The organism is Mycolicibacterium lutetiense (assembly GCF_017876775.1).
Lineage (GTDB): Bacteria > Actinomycetota > Actinomycetes > Mycobacteriales > Mycobacteriaceae > Mycobacterium > Mycobacterium lutetiense.
In genome coordinates, this window is the sequence record NZ_JAGIOP010000001.1 from 1394282 (window position 1) to 1416869 (window position 22588).

Sequence of the window (22588 nt, forward strand, 5' to 3'; positions counted from 1 at the left end):
GCAAATCAGCTTGGCATTTTGCCATGTATTGGGCAACCTGGAGGGCATGGACAACATCTGGGATTGCGTCATCGTCGGCGGCGGGGCCGCCGGGTTGAGTGCGGCGCTGGTACTGGGCCGGGCCCGGCGCCGCGTGCTGCTGGTCGACGCGGGAGATCAAAGCAACCTGGCCGCACACGGAATCGGCGGCCTGCTCGCCAGCGATGGCCGCCCACCCGCTGAGCTCTACTCCGCGGGCCGCGCCGAGTTGGCTGCCTACCCCACGGTCGAGGTGCGTACCGGCGAGGTCGTCACGGGCGAGCCGGGTTTTGTGCTGGAGCTGGCCGACGGCACCCGCGAGCGCGCCAGGACGGTGCTGCTGGCCACCGGCATGGAGTACCGGCCGCCGAACATCGCCGGGCTCGAAGCACTGTGGGGCGACTCGGTTTTCCACTGCCCGTTCTGCCACGGCTGGGAGATGCGGGATGCGCCGGTCGCCGTCATCGCGCAGGGGGATCGCGCCGTGCACTCGGCGTTGATGATGCGCGGCTGGACCGAAGACCTGATGGTGCTCACCAACGGCGACAGCGGCCTGGACGACGCACAGGTCAAGGCGCTGGACGCCGCCGGAATCGGCATCGACGAGCGGCTGATCGCCCAGTTCGTAGCGGACGACGGCGAACTGGCTGCGGTGGAGTTCACCGACGGCGCCCGCCTGGCCCGGCGCGGCGCGTTGGTTGCCGCCACGCTGCACCAACGTTCACTGCTGGCCACGCACCTCGGCGCCGTTTCGGCACCCGGGCCGATCGCCGTGGACGCACTCGTCGTCGACGCGTTCGCCCGCACCTCGGTGCCAGGGCTTTTCGCCGCAGGCGATCTGGGCGCCCAGATGCCTCAGGTGGCCACAGCGGTGGCGTCGGGCAGTCAGGCCGGCGCCGCCGTCGTGCAATACCTGCTCGGCGAAGACGTCGGCCTACCGGTGCCGCCGTGGCCCGCCCAGACCGCCGTCACCGCCCAGTACTGGGAACGGCACTACGGGCAGCGCGGCCGCATCTGGAGTGGCCGCGTCAACGCCCAGCTGGCGAAGATCGCCGCGGATCTGCCCGCCGGCCGGGCCCTCGATCTGGGCTGCGGCGAGGGCGGTGACTCCGTGTGGTTGGCCGAACAGGGCTGGCAGGTCACGGGAGTCGACGTCTCCGACACCGCGCTCGCGCGGGCCTTGGCCGAAGCGCAGGACCGCGGCGTGGCCGACCGCACCACGTTCGAACGCCACGACCTGTCCGAGAGCATCCCGGACGGCGGCTTCGATCTGGTCTCGGCTCAGTTCCTGCAGTCGCCGATTGCGATGGACCGCGCCGAAGTGCTGCGTCGGGCCGCCGGCGCGGTGGCCGACGGCGGTCTGTTGGTCATCGTCGATCATGGGGCCGCACCGCCCTGGGCGCCCGAGCATGTCCGGAGGTTCCCGTTCCCCAGCGCCGACGAGGTCGTCGACTCACTGAACCTCGATGCCACGCAATGGGAACGCGTCCGGGTGGGTACCGATGAGCGGGAAGCGACGGGGCCGGACGGGCAGCCCGGAACCCTGATCGACAACGTGATGGTGCTCCGCCGCAGAGGCTAGGTCGGGTGTCAGATGAACAGCTTGGGGCGCAGCGCCATTCACATTGAGTAGACACGCTCTATACCGAGGATCGCTGCTCGATGCTGACTGCGATCCTCGGCATAGACACCGAACGCGCCGACTTAGTCGGTGCGCTGGGTCAGCCGGATGCTGTTGCCCGACGGGTCACGGAAGCCCGAGTCGATGCCGTAGGGCATCTGGTTCGGCGGTTCGGTGAATTCGACGCCGCGGGCGCTCAGCTCCTCGTAGCTCTTCTGGCAATCGTCGGTAGTCAGAAACACCGTGCCCGCGAAGCCTTTTGCGGTCAGATCCTGAACCTGCTTGCGGGTGGATTCATCCATCACCGGCTCGCCGGGCACGGCCATCAGCACGATGCCCACGTCGTCCTGCCCGGGCGGGCCGACCGTGACCCATCGAAAGGCGCCCATCTCCTCAGGGAACGAAACATCTTCGCGCACTTCCATTCCGACCTTCTCGGTCCAGAATTTCAGTGCGACTTCCTGATCGTGAACCCACAGGTGTGTGTATGCGATTTTCATCATGGGCCTGACGCTACGTTCGGTCGGGCCCCGTCGTCTTCTCCGTTTGTGCTGTCTTCGCCCGACCCGGATGGGCACGCCGGGTATCCCGCGCCAGGATGCAACTGGGCACCGGAGCGCGGAGCATCGCCGACGGCAGGCCGGCCCGGTAGGCCGCCGGCGGCCTGCCGTACACCCGCGCGAAGCTCGTCGTGAACGAACCGACACTCTGCAGGCCGACCATCACGCAGATGTCGGCGACCGAACGATCGGTGTTGCGCAGCAGTGCCGCGGCCCGCTCGAGCCGCCGGCTCTGCAGGTAGGCCCGTGGCGACTCGCCGAAGGTACGGGTGAACATCCGGCTGAAATGCGCCCGGGACAATCCGGCGGCTGCCGCGAGGTCGTCGACGGTGATCGGATCCGCATAACGGGCGTCCGCCAGGTCTTTCGCGCGGAGCAAATATCGTGCCGGTGGCACCTGTGGCATGCAATTGAGGGTACGGTGATCAGCGCGAACGAGTTGGCCGGGCGGCCGCGGCACCCGGGAAACCGGGGATCGAGGAAAGTCCGGACTTCACAGAGCAGGGTGATTGCTAACGGCAATCCGAGGCGACTCGCGGGAAAGTGCCACAGAAAACAGACCGCCACCCGAGCCCTTGTGGCAAGGGGGGTAAGGGTGAAACGGTGCGGTAAGAGCGCACCAGCACCCCGGGTGACCGGGGTGGCTAGGCAAACCCCACCCGAAGCAAGGCCAAGAAGGCCGCAACCTGGTTGCGGCCGCGCAGGCGTTCGAGGGCTGCTCGCCCGAGCCTGCGGGTAGGCCGCTCGAGGCACCCGGCGACGGTGTGTCCAGATGGATGGTCGCCACCGGCCCTCCTGGTAACAGGAGAGTCGGCACAGAATCCGGCTTACAGGCCAACTCGTTCGCCCCCAGCCCTCGGGCCCCTAGTGGGCCTTGCGCACCGCCTTGGCCAGCTTCTTCAGCGCGTCGTCCAGCAGCGCCCGGGACTGCTGAGCGGTGTCGTGCTCCTGTTGGTAGAGCAGCCCGTAGGTGAAGGTGTCTTCACCGGCGGCATGTGCGGCATCGGCCTGGGTGCTCAGATGCGCCTTGCTCACCACGCTGTCCTGGTGGTCGCCCAGCAAGGTCTGGATGCTCTTCGCCCGATCGGACACCTTGTCTGCCCCGGTGGCCGCCGCGGTGTAACGAAGCCGCTTGGCGCCCTTGCGAATCCGGTGTAGCGCCTCGTCCTTTTCCTCGGCGCTGGCATCGTCGGCCGCCACCGCCGCGGCAGCCTTGGCGGCCTTGCGAACCCGCTTGTACGCGGCGTCGATGGATACGGAAGTTGCAGCGGCGTCCGTGGATTCCGGCTTTTCGGCGCTGACCAACTCCTCCAGAGCGTCCAGCAGTCGGAAGTAGCGCGGCGACCGTATCGCCAGCAGCGAACGACGCCAGCCCGCGGTGTAGCGGCGGTTGGCACCCTCGACGAGTCGCTGGCGCACCGGGCCCCGGATCAGCTCGGCGGGCATCTCATCGAGCGCGCGCTGGTAGCGCTCACCCAGCACCTCGGCATCGCGGGCCACCCCCAGCACCGCGGCCAACGCCCGCAATTCGTCGAGCACCCAGCCGTCGTCGTCCAGTCCGAACGAGTCCTTGGATTCCTGCAGCAGGCTGCGGATCTTGCGGGTCGTCACCCGCATCTGATGTACCGAGTCGTAGGCATCGGCACGTACGGCACGGTCCCACAGCAACAGCTGGTCGACCTGCTCGGCGATGGCCCGGAGCACCGGATCGGCCGGGGGACTCGGGGCCGGGGCCTGATCGGTGCCCAGCACCTTGGCCAGCTTCGAACCATGCCCGGCCGGCTCCGCCCCGGCATCGGCCAGCCGATTCGCCAGCCGATCCATCAGATCGTCGGGTGCATCGGCGATGAGGAGCTCCAACTCCCACTCCCGCCAACTTTGTTGATCGGCTTCCTGTCCGGTGGCCGATGCGGTCACCCGGTCATCGCAGAACTCGGCCAGTGCGACGCCGTCGGCTCCGTGCAGGACCTCGACGCTGCGCTCGGTGCTGATCCGGGCCACCGGAGCCAGCGGACGATCCCGGACGATCGCCAGCACGATGTCGCGCAGATCCTCGGGCACCGTGTCGGTACCGGCGCCCAGCGGCGTACGGATCTCGGTGCGGGTGTCGACGCCGGCCGGAAGCTTCAGGTGCCAGCCCGCATCGGCGCCGCCGGTGCGGCGCCGCAACGTGATGCGATGTGCGGCAAGGTCGCGATCCGGGGTGTCGAAATACACCGCGTCCAGATGCTGCGTTTGAGTGCGCTCAACCTCGGCGACGGCCGACAATCCCTCGAACGACGGCGAGACGGTGCCTTCGGTGACGGCGAACTTCCGCTCGATTTCGGTGTACCTCGCGGTATGCGAACTGCCGGGGGCCATAGTCACCTTCGCTCTGCACCGGAGGCGGGAGATCGGATGGCACCAGCGTGCCATATTCGGGTGGGTGTCACGACCGGTGGCCGGTCACAGCAACATCAAGACTTGTCGCTGCCGCGACCGCGCTGTCGGTCAGGTCGGCACGCGTCTCCTACTGTTGCTGGCATGGGGGCTGACACGACACCGGCGAACGCCGCCACCGGACGCGGGCGCCCGCGGCTGGAGCAGCCACGCAGACCGGGGGCGACGGCCCGTGAGCAGATCCTGGACGCTGCCGCCGAACTGTTCACCAACCACGGGTACGCCAACACCTCGACCCGGCGCATCGCCGACGAAGTAGGGGTACGGCAGGCCTCCCTGTACCACCATTTCGCCACCAAAGACGACATCCTCGACGCGTTGCTGGCCGGCACGGTCGACAATGCCCTGCAGCTGGGCGCCGAGCTGCTCGACAGCTCGGGGCCGACGGCGCAACACCTGCACACGCTCGCGGTCGCCGATGCCCACCAGTTGTGCGCGAGCCGGTGGAATCTGGGGGCCCTGTACCTGCTGCCCGAGCTGCGCACCGACCGGTTCGCACCGTTCCGGCGCCGACGCGCCGAACTGCGAGAGGTGTACCGAAAGTTGTCGGACGCGGTGATCGCCGAATGCGCAGGGCCGCCCGATGCCGCTGACCTGCCGTTCCGATTGGTGGAATCGGTGGTCAACAGTCGCTCCGACGACGTCGAGGGCACACCGTCGCAGCCCTGGGCGATCGGGGCAGGGGCATTGCGGATCCTCGGGTTCGACGGCGAATTCGGCCCGCTGGTGGCCGCCACCGCCGCCCGACTGGGCGTGCGACCGCCGCAAACCCCGGCCCGCTAGAGTTCGGGCCGTGACCGAGCCCACCTATGAAGCCATCTCGTTCGAGCAGTCCGGCGCCGTCGCGCGCATCACGCTGAACCGCCCGGACGCCGCGAATGGCATGAACGACACCATGACTCGCGAACTGGCCGACGCGGCCCGCCGCTGCGACACGCCCGGCACCAAAGCCGTGGTGCTCACCGGTGCGGGCCGTTTCTTCTGTGCCGGCGGCGACCTGAAGTCGTTTTCCACCGCGCCCGACCGTGGTCGCTTCATCAAGGGCGTTGCCGACGACCTGCACCAGGCCATCTCATCATTCGCCCGGATGGATGCCGTGCTGATCACCGCGGTCAACGGCACCGCAGCCGGCGCCGGGTTCAGTCTCGCCGTGGCCGGCGATCTGGTGCTGGCCGCCGAATCGGCCACTTTCACCATGGCCTACACGAAGGTGGGACTGAGCCCCGACGGCAGCGCGTCCTACCACCTGCCGCGACTGGTCGGCCTGCGTCGGGCACAGGAGCTCATCCTGACCAACCGCACGCTCTCAGCCGTCGAGGCTCAGGAATGGGGACTGGTCACCGAGGTGGTCGCCGGAGACGAGCTCGCTGCGCGGGCCACGAAACTGGCCGAGCAGGTGGCGGCAGGTTCCGGCGGATCCAACGGTGCGGTCAAGTCGCTGCTGGTGTCCTCGTTCAAGAACAGCCTCGAAGAGCAGATGGCCGCCGAAGCCCGGTTCATCGCCGAGCGGGCCAACTCCGCCGACGGCCGCGAAGGCGTCGACGCGTTCCTGGCCAAGCGCAAGCCCGAATTCGCCTGACGGGGTTGCGCTCGGCCAGAGAAATCAGTAGCTGTGCTCTTCGGCCGGGAACACCCCGGTCGCCACGTCGTGGGCGTACTGCGCTGCCGCACGGTGCAGTTCGCCGCCCACGTCACCGAAACGCTTGACGAACTTGGCCGTCTTGCCGCTGGTGAGCCCGGCCATGTCCTGCCAGACCAGTACCTGGGCATCGCAGCTGGGGCCGGCGCCGATTCCCACCGTGGGAATGGTCAGCTTGCCGGTGATCTGGGTGGCCAACTCGGCAGGCACCATCTCCAGTACCACCGCGATCGCACCGGCTTCCTGCACCGCGATCGCGTCGTGGATCGTCTGGTCGCCGGAGTCGCCACGGCCCTGCACGCGGAACCCGCCCAGCCCGTTGACGCTCTGCGGCGTAAAGCCGATGTGGGCCACCACCGGGATACCCGCGGCGGACAGCATCGCGATCTGATCGACCATCCGCTCACCGCCCTCGAGCTTGATCGCCTGCGCTCCGGTCTCTTTCATGAAACGGGTAGCGGTGGCCAGGGCCTGGGTGGGGCTGCTCTCGTAGCTGCCGAACGGTAGATCGGCGATCACCAGGGCGTGTGGGGCGCCCTTGACGACCGCACGGGCCAGCGGGATCAGCTCATCGATGGAGATCGGCACGGTGGTGTCGTAGCCGTAGACCACGTTTGCGGCCGAGTCGCCGACCAGCAATACCGGAATCTCGGCCTCGTCGAATACCCGCGCGCTGGAGTAGTCGTAGCAGGTGAGCATCGCCCACTTGTGACCTTCGGACTTCCACTTCTGCAGCGTGAGCGTGCGGACCTTGGTGCGCGGCTTGGCTGCGGCAGAATCGGAAGCGCCGTAAACAGACTGTTCAGACATCGTCGTCCCTTGTGTGGTCGGTTCGATCCTCGACGCCACATGTCGTGGTCCCCGGGTTCGGCTGACAATCGTCAGTCTGCCACTGCGGGTATCGAAGGCAAAAGCGACGTTCGAGTGGATTTCCTCACAGTTTGCCCGCGGAGCCCTAACATCAGCGGCATGCAACGGCTCAGCGGACTCGACGCCAGCTTCCTGTATCTCGAAACCGCCTCGCAGCCCATGCATGTGTGTTCCGTGCTGGAACTGGACACCTCGACGATGCCGGGTGGCTACACCTTCGACCGGATGCGCGACGCGCTCTCGTTGACCGTCAAGGCGATGCCGGAGTTCCGCGAAAAGCTGGCCGACAGTCGGTTCAATCTCGACCACCCGGTGCGGGTGGACGACAAGGACTTCGACGTCGACCGGCATCTGCATCGGATCGGCCTGCCGGCACCGGGCGGGCGCGCCGAACTGGCGGAGATCTGCGGGCACATCGCCTCACTGCCGCTGGACCGGACCAGGCCGCTGTGGGAGATGTGGGTCATCGAGAACGTGGCGGACACCGACGCCCGGGCCGGCGGCCGGCTGGCGCTGATGACCAAGGTGCACCATTCCGCCGTCGACGGGGTGACCGGCGCCAACCTGATGTCGAAGTTGTGCACCACCGAGCCCGACGCGCCGCCGCCCGATCCGGTAGACGGGGTGGGTGGCGCCACCGGTGCCGAGATCGCCATCGGCGGTGCACTGAAGTTCGCGGCCCGCCCACTCAAGTTCGCCAATATGCTGCCGGCCACGGCGACCACGGTGGTCGATACGGTGCGGCGTGCCTTCAGCGGGCAGTCGATGGCGGCTCCGTTCAATGCCCCGAAGACCGCGTTCAACACCAATATCACCGGACGGCGCAGCGTCGCATTCGCCCAGCTGGACCTCGAGGACATCAAAACCATCAAGAAGCATTTCGACGTCAAGGTCAACGATGTGGTGATGGCGCTGGTATCCGGCGTGCTGCGGACGTTCCTCGGCGACCGTGGCGAACTGCCCGAAAGTTCCCTGGTCGCGATGGTGCCGGTGTCCGTACACGACCGTTCCGACCGGCCCGGCCGCAACCAGGTGTCGGGCATGTTCTCCAAGCTGGATACCCATCTCGAGGATCCAGCCGAGCGGTTGCTCGCCATCTCGGCGTCGAATTCGGTTGCCAAGCAGCACAGTTCGGCGATCGGCGCGACGTTGCTGCAGGACTGGACACAGTTCGCGGCACCGGCGGTGTTCGGTGCGGCGATGCGCGTCTACGCGGCCAGTCGGCTGTCGGGGGCCAAACCCGTGCACAACCTCGTCATCTCCAACGTGCCGGGGCCGCAGGTACCGCTGTACCTGCTGGGCTGCGAGGTCAAGGCGATGTATCCGCTGGGCCCGATCTTCCACGGATCCGGGCTCAACATCACCGTCATGTCCCTGACCGGCAAACTGGACGTCGGCATCATGTCCTGCCCGGAATTGTTGCCTGACCTGTGGGATCTGGCCGACGCTTTCCCCGTCGCGCTCGACGAACTGCTCGCGGCTACCCGATAGTGCCGCGGCGCCTCGTGACCAGGCCCGGCCTGCGGCGATGTCACGTCATGGCAGCATGGTGAGCCATGAAGTTCAGGATGAGGTTCGGCGCGCTGCTCGCTGTGACGGCGGTGGCCGCGACGGGCTGCACCCAGGTGGTCGAAGGCCAGGCCAGGATCGCGGTCCCACGGCCCGGAACACCGGTGCAATGGCTGCCGTGCAACGCCGGCTCGGGCGACCAGGTGCAGATCCCCGACAACGCCGAATGCGGGATGCTGTCGGTGCCGGTCGACTACTCCAAGCCCGACGGCGAGATCGCCCGACTGGCGATGATCCGCTTCCCGGCCGCGGGCAAGAAGATCGGCTCGTTGGTGATCAACCCCGGCGGCCCCGGCGAATCCGGGGTGGAATCGGCGGTCGCCCTGTTGTCGGGCCTGCCGCAGCCGGTCAAGGATCGTTTCGACATCGTCGGGTTCGATCCGCGCGGTGTCGGATCCTCGATGCCGGCGGTGTGGTGCAACTCCGACGACGACAACGACCGGTTGCGGGCCGATCCGACGGTGGAATACACCCCGGAAGGCGTTGAGCACCTCGAGAACGAAACGAAGAAATTCGTCCAGCGCTGCGTCGACAAGATGGGCACCGAGTTCCTGGAGAACGTCGGCACCGAGAACGTCGCCAAGGATCTGGATGCGATCCGGGTCGCGGTCGGCGACGACAAGCTGACCTACCTGGGGTACTCCTACGGCACCCGCATCGGCGCGACCTACGCCGAGCAGTTTCCGGAGAAGGTGCGCGCGATGATCCTCGACGGTGCCGTGGACCCGAACGCGGATCCGGTGGAAGAAGACATCCGTCAGGCCGCGGCATTCCAGAAGGCCTTCGACAACTACGCCACCGACTGCGCCACCAAGAACCCCGACTGCCCACTGGGCACCGACCCGGCCAAGGCCGTCGAGGTCTACAAGAGCCTGGTCGACCCACTCGTGGAGCACCCGGCCAAGACCCGCGATGAGCGTGGGCTGGGCTACAGCGACGCCATCGTGGGCACCATCCTGCCGCTGTACTCGCCGAATCTGTGGCGGCACCTGACCGACGGCCTGACCGGGCTGAAGAACGGCAACGGCGATGTGATGTTGGCGCTGGCCGACCTTTACATGGGTCGAGATGCCAAGGGCCACTACAACAATTCGACCGACGTGCGGGTCGCGGTCAACTGCGTCGACAAGCCCGCCATCACCGACCGGGCCACCGTCGTCGACGAGGACCGGCGGGCCCGCGAGGTCGCTCCGTTCTTGAGCTACGGCGAGTTCACCGGAAACGCGCCGATGGGCACCTGCGCATTCTGGCCGGTGCCGCCCACCAGCAAGCCGCATGAGATCTCGGTGAAGGGACTCCCTCCGACATTGGTGGTCTCGACCACCAATGACCCGGCGACGCCCTATCAGGCGGGCGTCGACCTGGCCCGCCAACTCGGGGGCACGCTGGTGACTTTCGAGGGCACCCAGCACACCGTGGTGTTCCAGGGCAACAAGTGCATCGACGACATCGCCACCACATACCTCCTGGACGTGACCGTGCCGCCGCCCGGGACCCGCTGCTGACGATCCAGACGGTCAAGGTCACCGGACGGTCTCCGGCCGATCTCTGCTCGGACTCAGGCGCAGACCCGGCGGCGCCCGCCATGCGACTATGACTGCCGTGTGGTGGGCGGGCAGACGGGCAGCGAGAGCATTAGCGGTGACGCTGCTCAGTGCAACCGCCGTGGTGTACCCGGTCGCCGTACCGGTCGCGGGCGCCGCGCCGGAATCCGGGCCGGAGTGGGGAAGTTGCGCACAATGGGTGCAAGACCCGGCACGGATTCCGACGGCGCAGTGCGGCACCGTCGCGGTGCCCATCGATTGGAGCGGTGCCTGGAATCCGTCTGATCCCCAAGGGGCACAGGCGCAATTGGCCGTCATCCGGATTCCGGCCACCGGCAACCGGATCGGTGCCCTGTTCATCAACCCCGGTGGCCCCGGCGCCTCGGCGGTGGACACCGTCGCCAGTATGGGTGCGGCACTCGCCGGGTCTCCACTCACCGATCATTTCGACCTGGTCGGATTCGATCCGCGCGGCGTCGGACATTCCACCCCGCAGTTGCGCTGCCGCACCGACGCCGAGATCGACGCCTACCGCCGCGAGCCGATGACCGATTACAGCCCGGCCGGGGTCGCCCACATCGAAGACATCTACCGACAATTCGCCCAGCAGTGCCTGGACCGCATGGGTGCGCCGTTCCTGGCCAACGTCGGCACCGCGTCGGCGGTGCGGGACATGGACGCAGTGCGGGCCGCACTGGGGGAGGACCAGATCAACTATCTGGGCTTCTCCTACGGCACCGAACTGGGTGGCGCCTACGCCGAACAGTACGGCGAGCGGGTACGCACCATGGTGCTCGACGGGGCCATCAACCCCAGCCTGGACCCGATCACCAAGAACGTCCGCCAACTCGCCGGCTTCCAGAAGGCCTTCGACACCTACGCCGCAGACTGCGCGAAATCGGCCGACTGCCCGCTGGGCACCGATCCGGCCCAGTTCGTCGGCAGGTTCCAGCAACTGGTCGATCCATTGGCGACGACGCCGGCCTCCACCTCGGACCCGCGCGGACTCGGTTACGCCGACGCCATCACCGGAACCGGCAACGCCCTCTACTCGGCGCGGTACTGGCCCTACCTGACCAGCGGGCTACTCGGGTTGACGCGCGGCAACGACGCCGGTGACCTGCTGTTGCTCGCCGACGACTACTGGCGTCGCGACGAAACCGGGCAGTACCAGAACATGCAGGACGCGTTCACCGCGATCCGCTGCGTCGATATGCCGTTCCCCACCGACCCGGCAGTGTGGGCCGACGCCGATCAGCAGATCCGCGCTGTGGCGCCGTTCATGTCCTACGGCGAGTTCACCGGGTACGCGCCCCGCGACATCTGCGCACTGTGGCCGGTGCCCGCGACGTCGGCGCCGCATCCGATCACCGGGCCCGGACCCGGCAAGGTCGTGGTGGTGTCCACCACCGGCGACCCGGCCACGCCCTATCAGGCCGGGGTGGACCTGGCCCGGCAAATGGACGCGGCCCTGATCTCCTTCACCGGTACCCAACACACCGTGGTGTTCAACGGAGACGCCTGTGTCGACACCGCCGTGCTCGGTTTCTTCGTCAACCAAACCTCGCCGGGCAACCTCTCCTGCTAACTCCTTGCAGGGCTGTAACACAGATTTAACAGCCGATGCCTACGCTGCGCTCATGGACCGCCAGAAGGAATTCGTGCTGCGCACCCTGGAGGAACGCGATATCCGGTTCGTCCGGTTGTGGTTCACCGACGTGCTCGGCTACCTCAAGTCGGTAGCGATCGCGCCCGCCGAACTCGAAGGCGCCTTCGAGGAGGGCATCGGCTTCGACGGATCCTCGATCGAGGGCTTCGCCCGGGTCTCGGAATCCGACACCGTGGCCCGGCCCGATCCGTCCACCTTCCAGGTGCTGCCCTGGACCACCAGCGCCGGAAAGCACTACTCGGCGCGCATGTTCTGCGACATCACCATGCCCGACGGCTCACCATCGTGGGCCGACTCCCGGCATGTGCTGCGTCGCCAGTTGGCCAAGGCCAGCGACCTGGGCTTCAGCTGCTACGTGCACCCGGAGATCGAGTTCTTCCTGCTGCAGCCCGGCCCGGACGACGGTTCGGTGCCGGTGCCGGCGGACAACAGCGGCTATTTCGACCAGGCCGTGCACGATTCGGCCCCCAACTTCCGTCGCCACGCCATCGAGGCACTGGAGCAGATGGGCATCTCGGTGGAGTTCAGCCACCACGAGGGCGCGCCCGGCCAGCAGGAGATCGACCTGCGCTACGCCGACGCGCTGTCGATGGCCGACAACGTGATGACCTTCCGCTACCTGGTCAAGGAGGTCGCCCTGGCCGACGGGGTCCGCGCCTCGTTCATGCCCAAGCCGTTCGGTGAGCACCCCGGCTCGGCCATGCACACGCACATGAGCCTGTTCGAAGGCGACACCAACGCCTTCCACAGCCCCGACGATCCGCTGCAGCTGTCCGATGTGGCCAAGTCCTTCATTGCCGGCATCCTGGAGCACGCCAGCGAGATCAGCGCCGTCACCAACCAGTGGGTGAACTCCTACAAGCGTCTGGTGCACGGCGGTGAAGCGCCCACCGCGGCCTCGTGGGGCGCGGCCAACCGCTCGGCGCTGGTGCGCGTTCCGATGTACACGCCGCGCAAGGCGTCGTCACGGCGCGTCGAGGTCCGCAGCCCTGACTCGGCATGCAACCCGTACCTGACGTTCGCGGTTCTGCTGGCCGCCGGGCTGCGCGGTGTGGAGAAGGGCTACGTGCTGGGCCCGCAGGCCGAGGACAACGTCTGGAGCCTGACTCCCGAGGAACGGCGTGCCATGGGCTATCGCGAGCTGCCGACCAGCCTGGGCAACGCCCTGGAGGCGATGGAGAACTCCGAGCTCGTCGCGGAAGCGTTGGGGGAGCATGTATTCGACTACTTCCTTCGCAACAAGCGCGCAGAGTGGGAGAACTACCGCAGCCACGTCACGCCCTACGAGCTGAAGAACTACCTGTCGCTGTAACGTCGAGTGATGGCCAAGCCTGCGACCGACCGCCCGAAACTGCCCAGCGTCGGTCGGCTCGGGCTGGTGCATCCGCAGGCGGCGGCCGAACTGGAACAGCTCGGCTGGAACACCGAGGCACACGTCGAGTTGTTGTGGTCGTTGTCGCGCGCACCTGACGCCGACATCGCGCTGCTGGCCATGGTCCGGCTGGCTGATGCGCTCGGGACCGGCATCGAGGAACTCAACCGTCAGCTGTTGACCGACAAGGCACTCCGGGGCCGGCTGTTCGGTGTACTGGGATCCTCTGTGGCCTTGGGTGATCACCTCATCGCCCATCCGCAATCGTGGCGGTTGCTCACCGGCGCGGTCGGGCTCCCCGGTGCCGACGAGCTGCGCAGCGTCTTCACCGCAGCCGCACACACTGCCGAGATCGACAAGGGCGCAAGCAGTGCCGTGCCCGCACTGCGGGATCTCTACCGTGACAGGTTGCTGGTCCTGGCCGCCCTCGACGTGGCCTCGACCGTCGAGAACGAGCCGGTGCTGCCCTTCGTCGAGGTCGCCGCCCACCTGTCCGATCTGGCCGACGCTGCACTGGCCGCAGCGCTGACGATAGCCACCCGCGTCGTGTGCGAAGACGGGGTGGAGCCCCGGCTGGCGGTCGTCGCGATGGGCAAATGCGGTGCGCGCGAGCTGAATTACGTCAGCGACGTCGACGTCATCTTCGTGGGGGAGGCCGTCCCCGAAGGGGAAGGTGATGACAACCTGGCCACCGTGACCCGGGTGGCCGGCGAGATGATGCAGTTCGCCGGCGAGGCGTTCTTCGAGGTCGACGCCGCATTGCGTCCGGAAGGCAAACGCGGCCAGCTGGTCCGGACGCTGGAATCCCACGTCGCGTACTACGAGCGCTGGGCGAAAACGTGGGAATTCCAGGCGCTGCTCAAGGCGCGTCCGGCCGCGGGTGACGCCGAACTCGGAAAGGCCTACCTCGAGGCAATGATGCCCATGGTGTGGACCGCCTGCGAGCGTGACGATTTCGTTCCCGAGGTGCAGGCCATGCGCCGCCGCGTCGAGGAACTCGTCCCGGCCGGAGTGCGGGCCCGCGAGCTCAAGCTGGGTACCGGAGGCCTGCGTGACGTCGAATTCGCCGTCCAGCTCCTGCAATTGGTGCACGGACGCAATGACGAATCGCTTCATGTGGCATCCACCGTCGATGCGTTGGCGGCCCTCGGCGATGGCGGCTACATCGGTCGCGACGACACCGCCAACCTGACCGCCTCCTACGAATTCCTGCGGCTCCTCGAGCACCGCCTGCAACTGCAGCGGCTCAAACGCACCCACATGCTGCCTGACGAAAGCGACGACGAGGCGTACCGCTGGCTGGCCCGGGCCGCGCACGTGCGCCCCGACGGCCGCCACGATGCGGCCGGCGTACTGCGCGACGAGCTCAAGCGGCAGAGCATGAGGGTGTCGCGATTGCACGCCAAGCTCTTCTACCAACCGCTGTTGGAATCGGTGGGCCAGCCGGCACTGGGCATCGGCGCAGGCATGAGCACCCAGGCGGCCGAACGACAGCTTGCCGCACTGGGTTACGAGGGACCGCAGAGCGCGCTGACTCACCTGGCCGCGCTCACCGGTCAGACCGGACGGCGCGGCACCGTGCAGCAGGTGCTGCTGCCGACCCTGCTGGACTGGCTGTCGGACACCCCCGACCCGGACTCCGGCCTGCTGGCCTACCGCCGGATCAGCGAGGAACTGGCCGAACAGCGCTGGTACCTGTCGACCCTGCGCGACGAGGGGGCGGTGGCCAAGCGGCTGATGCGGATACTGGGCACCTCGGCCTATATTCCCGAACTGCTGATCCGCGCCCCCGAGGTGATCCTGCTCTACGCCGACGGCCCCAACGGCCCGAAGCTGCTCGACAGCGATCCCGAAAGCCTGGCCCGCGCGCTGGTGGCCTCGGCCGGCCGACACCGGGACCCGGTACGCGCCATCGCTGCCGCCCGCACGCTGCGCCGTGGGGAACTGGCCCGCATCGCCTCCGCGGACGTGCTGGGCCTGCTGGACGTGATCGACGTGTGCAAGGCGCTGACCTCGGTATGGGTCGCCGTGCTGCAGGCCGCGCTCGACGCGGTGATCCGGGCCAACACAACCGAATCCGGTGCGCCGGCCCGCATCGCGGTGATCGGCATGGGCCGGCTCGGCGGCGGCGAGTTGGGATACGGCTCCGACGCCGACGTCATGTTCGTGTACGAACCGAACACCGGCGTCGAGGATTCGACGGCCGTGCGCTGGTCGGTGAGCATCGCCGAACAGGTCAGGGCACTGCTGGGGACACCGAGCGCGGACCCGCCGTTGGAGGTCGACACCGGGCTGCGGCCGGAGGGCCGTAGCGGGCCGCTGGTGCGGACGCTGGCGTCGTATGCGGCCTACTACGAACAGTGGGCGCAACCGTGGGAGATCCAGGCGCTGTTGCGGGCGCACCGGGTGGCCGGAGATCTGGAGCTCGGTGAGCGCTTCCTGCTCATGGTCGACAAGACCCGATACCCCTCGGGCGGGGTATCGGCCGAGACTGTTCAGGAGATCCGCCGGATCAAGGCGCGCGTGGACGCCGAACGGCTGCCCCGCGGTGCCGACCCAAACACACACACCAAGCTGGGCCGTGGCGGACTGGCCGACATCGAGTGGACCGTGCAGCTGCTTCAGCTGCGTCATGCACACAACTTGCCTGCGCTGCACAACACTTCGACGTTGCAGACCCTCGACGCAATCGGCGCGGCCGAGTTGGTTGCCGAGAGCGATGTCGAGTTGTTGCGGGATGCCTGGCTGACGGCCACGCGAGCGCGCAATGCCCTGGTACTGGTGCGCGGCAAGCCCACCGATCAGCTGCCCGGTCCGGGCCGTCAGCTCAACGCGGTTGCCCTGGCGGCCGGGTGGGGCAGCGACGACGGCGGGGAGTTCCTGGACAACTACCTGCGGGTGACGCGGCGGGCGAAGGGCGTGGTCCGCAAGATTTTCGGCGGCGAATAGGGGTAGCGAGTAGGGGTTGAGCCGCCCCGCGTGCACGACGTCGCAGTGGGTGATGTTAATAAGGGCATATAACAAAGTCACTGGGAGTCCGGATGAAGCACACGTTCGACGTCATCACCGCGGCCGAGCACGATCGACTCGAAGCGCTCTATGAGCCGTTCGCCCGTGCCATGCGCGAACTCGTGGATGCCGGAGTGCGTACCGAAGTGGACTCGCAGACCATCGTCGAGGCGACCGCGGCTGTCGAGGCTGTTACCGCATCGCTGCGCCGCGAACAGCGCGACGGCCCGCACGCGATGTTGCACGCCGAGACGAACCGTCCGGTGGTGTGGGCGAATCCGGTCGTCGGCCTGCGCAATGCGATGGCCCCGCCGTTGGTGATCGAACATGCCGAGGACGGCAGCTGCTGGAGTGAATTCATGTTGGGCGCCGCCTACGAGGGTCCGCTGGGGTGGGTGCACGGCGGGATCTGTGCGCTGGTGCTCGACCACATTCTCGGCGAGGTGGCCAGCGGGGGACTGAACGAGCCGCGGTACACCGGCACCATCACATGCCGGTACCGCCGAGGCACGCCGCTGGGGCCGCTGCGCGCCGAGGCGTACATCGACCGGACCGAAGGTGTCAAAACCTTTGCGAGGGGCCACATCAGCGATGGTGACGGGATCACCGTCGAGGCAGAAGGCGTCTTCATCACCCCGGCATGGGCCCGGGATGCCGGATGAAGTTCTACGTGAGCATGGCCTTCATGGACACCCGGGAGGCCGTCGAAGTGGCCAAGGCCGCTGACGATCTCGGCTACGACGGGATGGGCATCCCAGATCACGTGGTGAACCTGGAGACACTGGCCACGCCGTATCCCTACACCAAGGACGGCAAACGGCGCTGGGAGGCATTCACCGACTGGCCGGATCCGTGGGTGATGATCGGGGCCCTGGCGCTGGTCACCACTCGGCTCAAGTTCGTCACCACGGTCTACCTGCCCGCGATGCGTGACCCATATTCGGCGGCGAAAGCCATTGGCACCGCGGCCTATCTGGCCGGCGGCCGGCTGGAACTGGGTATCGGGGTCGGCTGGTGCGAGGAGGAATTCGACCTGCTGGGCCAGCAGTTCGCGCGCCGCGGGAAGCGCACCGACGAGATGCTCGAGCTGATGAAGAAGCTGTGGGAGCCCGGCTGGACGGAGTTTTCCGGCGAGTTCTACTCCACGCCGCGCCTGGAGATGGAGCCCACACCGCCGCGGATCCCGATCTACGTCGGCGGGCTGTCCGATATCGCCCTGCGCCGTGCGGCGCGACACGACGGCTGGATCGGCGATCTGATCTCCACCGAGGCCGCCTTGCAGCGCGTCGACCGGCTGCGTGACCTGCGCGCCGAAAAGGGTTTGACGATGGACGATTTCACCGTCATCACACCGCTCACCGATGCCTTCACCCCCGAGCACTATGCGCGCGCGGAGGCCGGCGGTATCCAGGGCATCGTCACCATGCCGTGGATGTTCTACAGCGGCCCCGGCGCCACCCTGGCCGAGAAGATCGACGGAATGAAGCGGTTCCGCCAAGATCTCGCGCTGGACTAGGTGCGCTTACCGCGCGCCGCATCCAATGCATAAGCGCCGCCACCGATGACGGCGAGCAGCAGGAAACCGAAGCAGAACAAGACGGCGGGTTCGCCACCGTTCTCGATCGGCAACAGGCCTTTGGACTGATGCTCGGTGAAGTATGCGAACGCCATCTGACCCGAGGCAATGAACGCCGCGATCCTGGTGAACAGCCCCACCATGATCAGCAGGCCCAACACCAACTCGATGACGCCGGCGTACCAGTACGGCCAGCTACCGACCGGCATGGCGCCGGTTCCCGAATCGACGGGCCAGGCAAAGAGTTTCGAGGCCCCATGAATGGCGAACATGAAGCCGAGCACGACACGGAACAAGCTGATGACGGCGGGCGAAAGCGAGCCGAGCCGGGTGTCCAGATTGGTCGTCATGGGCTGACAATACGCTCAGACAGTCAGGAAATTCACAGCTCCAGCACCACCGTTACCGGTCCGTCATTGACCAGTTCCACCTGCATATCCGCACCGAAAACCCCCGTTTCCACCACCGCGCCCAACTGCCTGAGCGTGCCGGCGAACTCGGCCACCAGCGGTTCGGCCACCGGCCCGGGCGCCGCCGCATTCCAGGACGGGCGCCTGCCCTTGTCGGTATTGGCATACAGCGTGAATTGACTGATCACCAAGATGGGGGCGCCAACATCGGATGCTGATTTCTCGTCATCGAGAATTCGTAACTGCCAGAGCTTTTCAGCCATCCGTCGGGCCTTGGCCGCGTCGTCGTCGTGGGTGACGCCGACCAGGGCGAGCAGCCCCTGCGGTTGCGGATCGATGGCTCCGACGATCTGTCCGTCCACCGACACGCTCGCAGCGCTCACCCGCTGCACCAGAACACGCATGGGTCCATTGTGCGGGGGAGCGCTGCGAGCAGACGCAAATGTCCCCCAAAACCGGAGTTCTGGGGGACATTTGTGTCTGCTCGCGCTAGGACTTACACGTCGTAGTACAGGCTGAACTCGTAGGGGTGAGGCCGGATCTGGATCGGCAGGATCTCGTTCTCGCGCTTGTAGGAGATCCAGGTCTCGATCAGGTCCTCGGTGAACACGCCACCCTCGGTGAGGTACTCGTGATCCTCTTCGAGGCGGTCGATCACCGCGGCCAGCGAGGTCGGGGCCTGCGGGATGTTGGCGGCCTCGTCCGGCGGCAGCTCGTAGAGGTCCTTGTCGACCGGGGCCAGCGGCTCGATCTTCTTCTTGATGCCGTCGATGCCGGCCATCAGCATCGCCGCGAACGCCAGGTACGGGTTACCCGAGCTGTCGGGGCAGCGGAACTCGAGGCGCTTGGCCTTCGGGTTGTTGCCGGTGATCGGGATACGGACACAGGCCGAGCGGTTGCGCTGGCTGTACACCAGGTTGATCGGGGCCTCGTAGCCCGGCACCAGGCGCTTGTAGGAGTTCACCGTCGGGTTGGTGAACGCCAGCAGCGACGGCGCGTGGTGCAGGATGCCGCCGATGTAGTGGCGGGCCAGGTCCGACAGGCCGGCGTAGCCCGACTCGTCGTGGAACAGCGGCTTGCCGTCCTTCCACAGCGACTGGTGGGCGTGCATGCCCGAACCGTTGTCACCGAACAGCGGCTTGGGCATGAAGGTGACGGTCTTGCCGTTCTGCCAGGCGGTGTTCTTGATGATGTACTTGAACAGCTGCACATCGTCGGCCGCGTGCAGCAGCGTGTTGAACTTGTAGTTGATCTCGGCCTGACCGGCGGTGCCCACCTCGTGGTGACCGCGCTCCAGGATGAACCCGGCGTTGGTCAGGTTGGTCGACATCTCGTCGCGCAGGTCGACGTAGTGGTCGTAGGGCGCCACGGGGAAGTAGCCGCCCTTGGGGCGGACCTTGTAACCGAGGTTGGGGCCGCCGTCGGCTTCGAAGGGCTCGCCGGTGTTCCACCACGCGGACTCGGAATCCACCTCGTAGAAGGTGCCGTTCATCTTGGAGTCGAAGCTCACCGAGTCGAAGATGTAGAACTCGGCCTCGGCACCGAAGAAGCAGGTATCTGCGATACCGGTGCTGGCCAGGTAGTTCTCCGCCTTGCGGGCCACGTTGCGCGGGTCGCGTGAGTACGCCTCACGGGTGAACGGGTCGTGCACGAAGAAGTTCAGGTTCAGCGTCTTGGCGGCGCGGAACGGGTCGATGCGCGCGGTATCAGGGTCCGGCAGCAGCATCATGTCGGATTCGTGGATCGACTGGAAACCGCGGACCGACGAGCCGTCGAACGCGAGACCGTCCTCGAAGACGCTCGCGTCGAACGCGGACGCCGGGATCGAGAAGTGCTGGACGACTCCGGGCAGATCGCAGAAGCGAATGTCGACGTACTCGACGTTCTCGTCCTTGATCAGCTTGAAGATGTCGTCGGACGTCTTTTCTGCCACTTCAGTGTTCTCCTTTACTGGTAACCCGCGGGTTGACGCTAAGGACACGATGTTGCGCAGTCGTCAACCATATGTTGCGCGCAAGTTACGCGATGGCCGCTCCGTGTGACATGAGCTACTCACCGGCACTCAACCGGACCAGCCTATTCTGACCCTATGGCGCGCACGATGGGAACTTGGCTGTCCGGACCGGGACCGTTCGACGCCGGTGACGGCGAGGACACCGAGGATGGCCGGGGCAAATACCCCGGTGAGCGCCTCGGCTTGCCCGAATCCGGCCCCGGCTCGCTTGCCCGCATGGGCCGGCGGGTGGGTGCGCTCTGTATCGATTGGCTGGTGGCCTACGGGCTGGCGGGCCTGGCGATGGCCTTGGGCCTGATTTCGCTGCCGATGCTGTCTACGGCGGTGCTGGTGATCTGGATGGTGATAGGAACGATCGCCGTGCGGCTGTTCTCGTTCACCCCGGGGCAGCTCGCGGTAGGTCTGGTCGTGGTGCCGGCCGACGGACGCGACGGAATCGGCATCGTCCGGGCGTTTCTGCGGGTGGTGTTGATCGCGCTGGTGATCCCGCCGCTCGTGTCCGACACGGATCTGCGCGGCCTGCACGACCGGCTGACGTTCACCGCGATGGTGCGTCGCTAGGAGCAGATCGCGTTACTTGCGGCGGGCGGTGCGCTGCATGCCGCGCATCTTCGCGCCGGCAGGCATCGGGCCCTTCGGCAATCCGGCCGCGCCGGCCTTGGTGCCCAGTGCGGTCAACCGGGACTCGATCGAGTCCATCTGCTTGACCGTGATGTTCGCCGGCAACTTGTTCAGGTGGCGCTCCAGCTTGGACAGCGGCACCTCACCCTCGCCGTTGCCGACGACGATGTCGTAGATCGGGATATCGCCGACCAGACGTGCGGTGCGCTTCTTCTCCTGCGCCAGCAGCGGCTTGACCCGATTGGCCGCACCTTCACCGACGAAGATCACACCGGGCCGGCCGATCACCCGGTGCACGGCGTCGAAATGACCGGTCGCCGCGACGCCGGGGGTGACGCGCCATTTGCCGCGCATGTTGTCCAGCGCCCAGGCCGCGGCGCCCGTCTGGCCCTCGGCCTTCGTGTACACCGACTTCTGGGCCCGGCGGCCGAAGATGATGAACGCGACCAGCGCGCCCAGCACGACGCCGAGGGGGATCATCGTGTACATCGTGAACCCGCCGATGAGCAGGCCGGCGACCACCGAGGCGCCGACGATCAGCACGAACGCGCCGATCATGTACGGCAGGAGACGCTTGTCCTCTTTGCGCTGGATCTGGAATGCCTGCCACAGCTGACTGCGCCGCTGTTTGGAGGCCACCTTGCGGGCAGCCTTCGCCTCGGCCTTTGCCGCTTTGGTCTCTGCGGCAGTGCGGGTTTTCGCCATTGGTTCAGGATACGGGGGGTTGATCCGCGAACCGAACCCGCGCGGCCTGGGCATAGAGCCGGCCCGCACGGTAGGACGACCGCACCAGTGGTCCGGCCAGCACGCCGGCGAATCCCAGGCCCTCGGCATAGCTCGACAACTCGACGAACTCGTCGGGGTGCACCCAGCGTTCGACCGGGTGGTGACGCGGTGACGGCCGCAGGTATTGGGTGATGGTGACGATGTCGCAGCCCGAGTCGTGCAGGTCGCGCAGCGCGGTCTGCACCTCGTCGATGGTCTCGCCCATTCCGAGGATCAGGTTCGATTTGGTGACCAGGCCGACGTCGCGGGCGGCGGTGATCACCGCCAGGCTGCGGTCGTAACGGAACGCCGGACGGATGCGCTTGAAGATGCGCGGCACCGTTTCGACGTTGTGCGCGAACACTTCTGGGCGCGATTCGAAAACTTCTGCCAGCTGGTCGGGGTCGCCGTTGAAGTCCGGCGCCAGCAATTCCACGCCGGTGTTCGGGTTGAGCCGCTTGATGTAGCGCACGGTCTCGGCGTACAACCAGGCCCCGCCGTCGGGCAGGTCGTCGCGGGCCACCCCGGTCACGGTGGAGTAGCGCAGGCCCATCGCCTGCACGCTTTCGGCGACGCGGCGCGGCTCGTCACGGTCCAACTCGGTCGGCTTGCCGGTGTCGATCTGGCAGAAGTCACACCGGCGCGTGCACTGCTCGCCGCCGATCAGGAACGTGGCTTCCCGGTCCTCCCAGCATTCGAAGATGTTGGGGCAGCCCGCCTCCTCGCACACCGTGTGCAGGCCCTCGCGGCGCACCAACCCCTTGAGCTCGGTGTACTCCGGACCCATCTTGGCGCGGGTCTTGATCCACGGTGGTTTGCGTTCGATGGGCGTCTGCGCGTTGCGCACTTCCAGACGCAGCAGCTTCCGACCTTCAGGCACCACAGTCACAGG

20 protein-coding genes and 1 other RNA gene are annotated in these 22588 nt (G+C 67.0%); 12 read left to right on the top strand and 9 right to left on the bottom strand.

Annotated features, from left to right (window positions below; all coding sequences use genetic code 11):
- Positions 1-46: 46 nt before the first annotated feature.
- Positions 47-1600, top strand: a complete 1554-nt coding sequence (locus JOF57_RS31315) for a bifunctional NAD(P)/FAD-dependent oxidoreductase/class I SAM-dependent methyltransferase (protein WP_209915066.1) — start codon at positions 47-49, stop codon at positions 1598-1600.
- A gap of 122 nt (positions 1601-1722) precedes the next feature.
- On the opposite strand, the gene JOF57_RS06680 is transcribed toward JOF57_RS31315, so the two are convergent.
- Together JOF57_RS06680 and JOF57_RS06685 are read right to left on the bottom strand one after the other, a co-directional pair.
- The gene (locus JOF57_RS06680; protein WP_209915069.1) at positions 1723-2142 is read right to left on the bottom strand and encodes a VOC family protein; all 420 of its coding nucleotides are present in this window, start codon (positions 2140-2142) and stop codon (positions 1723-1725) included.
- A gap of 10 nt (positions 2143-2152) precedes the next feature.
- Positions 2153-2605, bottom strand: coding sequence for a helix-turn-helix transcriptional regulator (locus JOF57_RS06685; RefSeq protein WP_209915072.1), 453 nt, complete (start codon positions 2603-2605; stop codon positions 2153-2155).
- A gap of 29 nt (positions 2606-2634) precedes the next feature.
- Between JOF57_RS06685 and rnpB the strand changes: the two genes are divergently transcribed.
- An RNA gene (rnpB, locus tag JOF57_RS06690) (RNase P RNA component class A) lies at positions 2635-3045 on the top strand.
- 18 nt (positions 3046-3063) lie between these two features.
- Here the strand turns inward: rnpB and JOF57_RS06695 are convergent.
- A complete protein-coding gene (locus JOF57_RS06695; protein ID WP_209915888.1) occupies positions 3064-4560 on the bottom strand; it encodes a CYTH and CHAD domain-containing protein in 1497 nt (498 codons plus the stop codon).
- A 162-nt stretch (positions 4561-4722) separates the two neighbouring features.
- Between JOF57_RS06695 and JOF57_RS06700 the strand changes: the two genes are divergently transcribed.
- Together JOF57_RS06700 and JOF57_RS06705 are read left to right on the top strand one after the other, a co-directional pair.
- Positions 4723-5421, top strand: coding sequence for a TetR/AcrR family transcriptional regulator (locus tag JOF57_RS06700; protein WP_209915075.1), 699 nt, complete (start codon positions 4723-4725; stop codon positions 5419-5421).
- A 10-nt stretch (positions 5422-5431) separates the two neighbouring features.
- On the top strand, positions 5432-6217 hold the full coding sequence (locus JOF57_RS06705) for an enoyl-CoA hydratase/isomerase family protein (RefSeq protein WP_209915078.1): 786 nt from the start codon (positions 5432-5434) through the stop codon (positions 6215-6217).
- Positions 6218-6241: 24 nt separating this feature from the next.
- On the opposite strand, the gene panB is transcribed toward JOF57_RS06705, so the two are convergent.
- Positions 6242-7087: a 3-methyl-2-oxobutanoate hydroxymethyltransferase gene (gene panB / locus JOF57_RS06710; RefSeq protein ID WP_209915080.1), complete on the bottom strand. Its 846-nt coding sequence runs from the start codon at positions 7085-7087 to the stop codon at positions 6242-6244.
- A 159-nt stretch (positions 7088-7246) separates the two neighbouring features.
- Between panB and JOF57_RS06715 the strand changes: the two genes are divergently transcribed.
- The 7 genes from JOF57_RS06715 to JOF57_RS06745 all read left to right on the top strand — a co-directional run bounded on the left by JOF57_RS06715 (position 7247) and on the right by JOF57_RS06745 (position 17826).
- Positions 7247-8638 carry a WS/DGAT/MGAT family O-acyltransferase gene (locus JOF57_RS06715; RefSeq protein ID WP_209915082.1) on the top strand — a complete coding sequence of 464 codons (1392 nt, stop codon included), beginning with the start codon at positions 7247-7249 and terminating at the stop codon, positions 8636-8638.
- A 65-nt stretch (positions 8639-8703) separates the two neighbouring features.
- Complete coding sequence (locus JOF57_RS06720) at positions 8704-10221, top strand: alpha/beta hydrolase (protein ID WP_209915085.1); 1518 nt, start codon at positions 8704-8706, stop codon at positions 10219-10221.
- Positions 10222-10309: 88 nt separating this feature from the next.
- On the top strand, positions 10310-11848 hold the full coding sequence (locus JOF57_RS06725; protein WP_209915088.1) for an alpha/beta hydrolase: 1539 nt from the start codon (positions 10310-10312) through the stop codon (positions 11846-11848).
- Positions 11849-11900: 52 nt separating this feature from the next.
- Complete coding sequence (gene glnA / locus JOF57_RS06730; RefSeq protein WP_209915091.1) at positions 11901-13241, top strand: type I glutamate--ammonia ligase; 1341 nt, start codon at positions 11901-11903, stop codon at positions 13239-13241.
- Positions 13242-13250: 9 nt separating this feature from the next.
- Positions 13251-16250 carry a bifunctional [glutamine synthetase] adenylyltransferase/[glutamine synthetase]-adenylyl-L-tyrosine phosphorylase gene (locus JOF57_RS06735; protein ID WP_209915094.1) on the top strand — a complete coding sequence of 1000 codons (3000 nt, stop codon included), beginning with the start codon at positions 13251-13253 and terminating at the stop codon, positions 16248-16250.
- A 92-nt stretch (positions 16251-16342) separates the two neighbouring features.
- On the top strand, positions 16343-16972 hold the full coding sequence (locus tag JOF57_RS06740; RefSeq protein ID WP_209915096.1) for a PaaI family thioesterase: 630 nt from the start codon (positions 16343-16345) through the stop codon (positions 16970-16972).
- Positions 16969-17826 (top strand): TIGR03619 family F420-dependent LLM class oxidoreductase, encoded by an 858-nt coding sequence (locus tag JOF57_RS06745; protein ID WP_209915099.1) that lies wholly within the window; start codon positions 16969-16971, stop codon positions 17824-17826. Before JOF57_RS06740 ends, JOF57_RS06745 begins: the two co-directional genes overlap by 4 nt.
- Here the strand turns inward: JOF57_RS06745 and JOF57_RS06750 are convergent.
- The 3 genes from JOF57_RS06750 to glnA (JOF57_RS06760) form a co-directional block, all read right to left on the bottom strand.
- Positions 17823-18236 carry a DoxX family protein gene (locus tag JOF57_RS06750; RefSeq protein WP_209915102.1) on the bottom strand — a complete coding sequence of 138 codons (414 nt, stop codon included), beginning with the start codon at positions 18234-18236 and terminating at the stop codon, positions 17823-17825. The genes JOF57_RS06745 and JOF57_RS06750 overlap by 4 nt on opposite strands.
- Before the next feature lie 32 nt (positions 18237-18268).
- Entirely contained in the window at positions 18269-18700 is a 432-nt protein-coding gene (gene dtd, locus JOF57_RS06755) for a D-aminoacyl-tRNA deacylase (protein ID WP_209915105.1), read from the bottom strand.
- Between the two features lie 92 nt (positions 18701-18792).
- Positions 18793-20229 carry a type I glutamate--ammonia ligase gene (gene glnA, locus JOF57_RS06760; protein ID WP_209915108.1) on the bottom strand — a complete coding sequence of 479 codons (1437 nt, stop codon included), beginning with the start codon at positions 20227-20229 and terminating at the stop codon, positions 18793-18795.
- 156 nt (positions 20230-20385) lie between these two features.
- On the opposite strand from glnA (JOF57_RS06760), the gene JOF57_RS06765 reads away from it, so the two are divergent.
- A complete protein-coding gene (locus tag JOF57_RS06765; protein ID WP_209915111.1) occupies positions 20386-20871 on the top strand; it encodes an RDD family protein in 486 nt (161 codons plus the stop codon).
- 12 nt (positions 20872-20883) lie between these two features.
- Here the strand turns inward: JOF57_RS06765 and JOF57_RS06770 are convergent, their stop codons facing one another.
- Positions 20884-21636, bottom strand: a complete 753-nt coding sequence (locus JOF57_RS06770) for a DUF4191 domain-containing protein (RefSeq protein ID WP_209915114.1) — start codon at positions 21634-21636, stop codon at positions 20884-20886.
- Positions 21637-21640: 4 nt separating this feature from the next.
- The gene (gene lipA, locus JOF57_RS06775; RefSeq protein WP_209915116.1) at positions 21641-22585 is read right to left on the bottom strand and encodes a lipoyl synthase; all 945 of its coding nucleotides are present in this window, start codon (positions 22583-22585) and stop codon (positions 21641-21643) included.
- Positions 22586-22588: the final 3 nt, after the last annotated feature.

Bases quoted from the DNA above. Each gene is read 5' to 3' on its own strand.
- JOF57_RS31315 (WP_209915066.1), top strand. From the start codon at position 47: ATGGACAACATCTGGGATTGCGTCATCGTCGGCGGCGGGGCCGCCGGG.
- JOF57_RS06680 (WP_209915069.1), bottom strand. From the start codon at position 2,142: ATGATGAAAATCGCATACACACACCTGTGGGTTCACGATCAGGAAGTC.
- JOF57_RS06685 (WP_209915072.1), bottom strand. From the start codon at position 2,605: ATGCCACAGGTGCCACCGGCACGATATTTGCTCCGCGCGAAAGACCTG.
- JOF57_RS06695 (WP_209915888.1), bottom strand. From the start codon at position 4,560: ATGGCCCCCGGCAGTTCGCATACCGCGAGGTACACCGAAATCGAGCGG.
- JOF57_RS06700 (WP_209915075.1), top strand. From the start codon at position 4,723: ATGGGGGCTGACACGACACCGGCGAACGCCGCCACCGGACGCGGGCGC.
- panB (WP_209915080.1), bottom strand. From the start codon at position 7,087: ATGTCTGAACAGTCTGTTTACGGCGCTTCCGATTCTGCCGCAGCCAAG.
- JOF57_RS06715 (WP_209915082.1), top strand. From the start codon at position 7,247: ATGCAACGGCTCAGCGGACTCGACGCCAGCTTCCTGTATCTCGAAACC.
- JOF57_RS06720 (WP_209915085.1), top strand. From the start codon at position 8,704: ATGAAGTTCAGGATGAGGTTCGGCGCGCTGCTCGCTGTGACGGCGGTG.
- JOF57_RS06725 (WP_209915088.1), top strand. From the start codon at position 10,310: ATGACTGCCGTGTGGTGGGCGGGCAGACGGGCAGCGAGAGCATTAGCG.
- glnA (WP_209915091.1), top strand. From the start codon at position 11,901: ATGGACCGCCAGAAGGAATTCGTGCTGCGCACCCTGGAGGAACGCGAT.
- JOF57_RS06735 (WP_209915094.1), top strand. From the start codon at position 13,251: ATGGCCAAGCCTGCGACCGACCGCCCGAAACTGCCCAGCGTCGGTCGG.
- JOF57_RS06740 (WP_209915096.1), top strand. From the start codon at position 16,343: ATGAAGCACACGTTCGACGTCATCACCGCGGCCGAGCACGATCGACTC.
- JOF57_RS06745 (WP_209915099.1), top strand. From the start codon at position 16,969: ATGAAGTTCTACGTGAGCATGGCCTTCATGGACACCCGGGAGGCCGTC.
- JOF57_RS06750 (WP_209915102.1), bottom strand. From the start codon at position 18,236: ATGACGACCAATCTGGACACCCGGCTCGGCTCGCTTTCGCCCGCCGTC.
- dtd (WP_209915105.1), bottom strand. From the start codon at position 18,700: ATGCGTGTTCTGGTGCAGCGGGTGAGCGCTGCGAGCGTGTCGGTGGAC.
- JOF57_RS06765 (WP_209915111.1), top strand. From the start codon at position 20,386: ATGGCGCGCACGATGGGAACTTGGCTGTCCGGACCGGGACCGTTCGAC.
- JOF57_RS06770 (WP_209915114.1), bottom strand. From the start codon at position 21,636: ATGGCGAAAACCCGCACTGCCGCAGAGACCAAAGCGGCAAAGGCCGAG.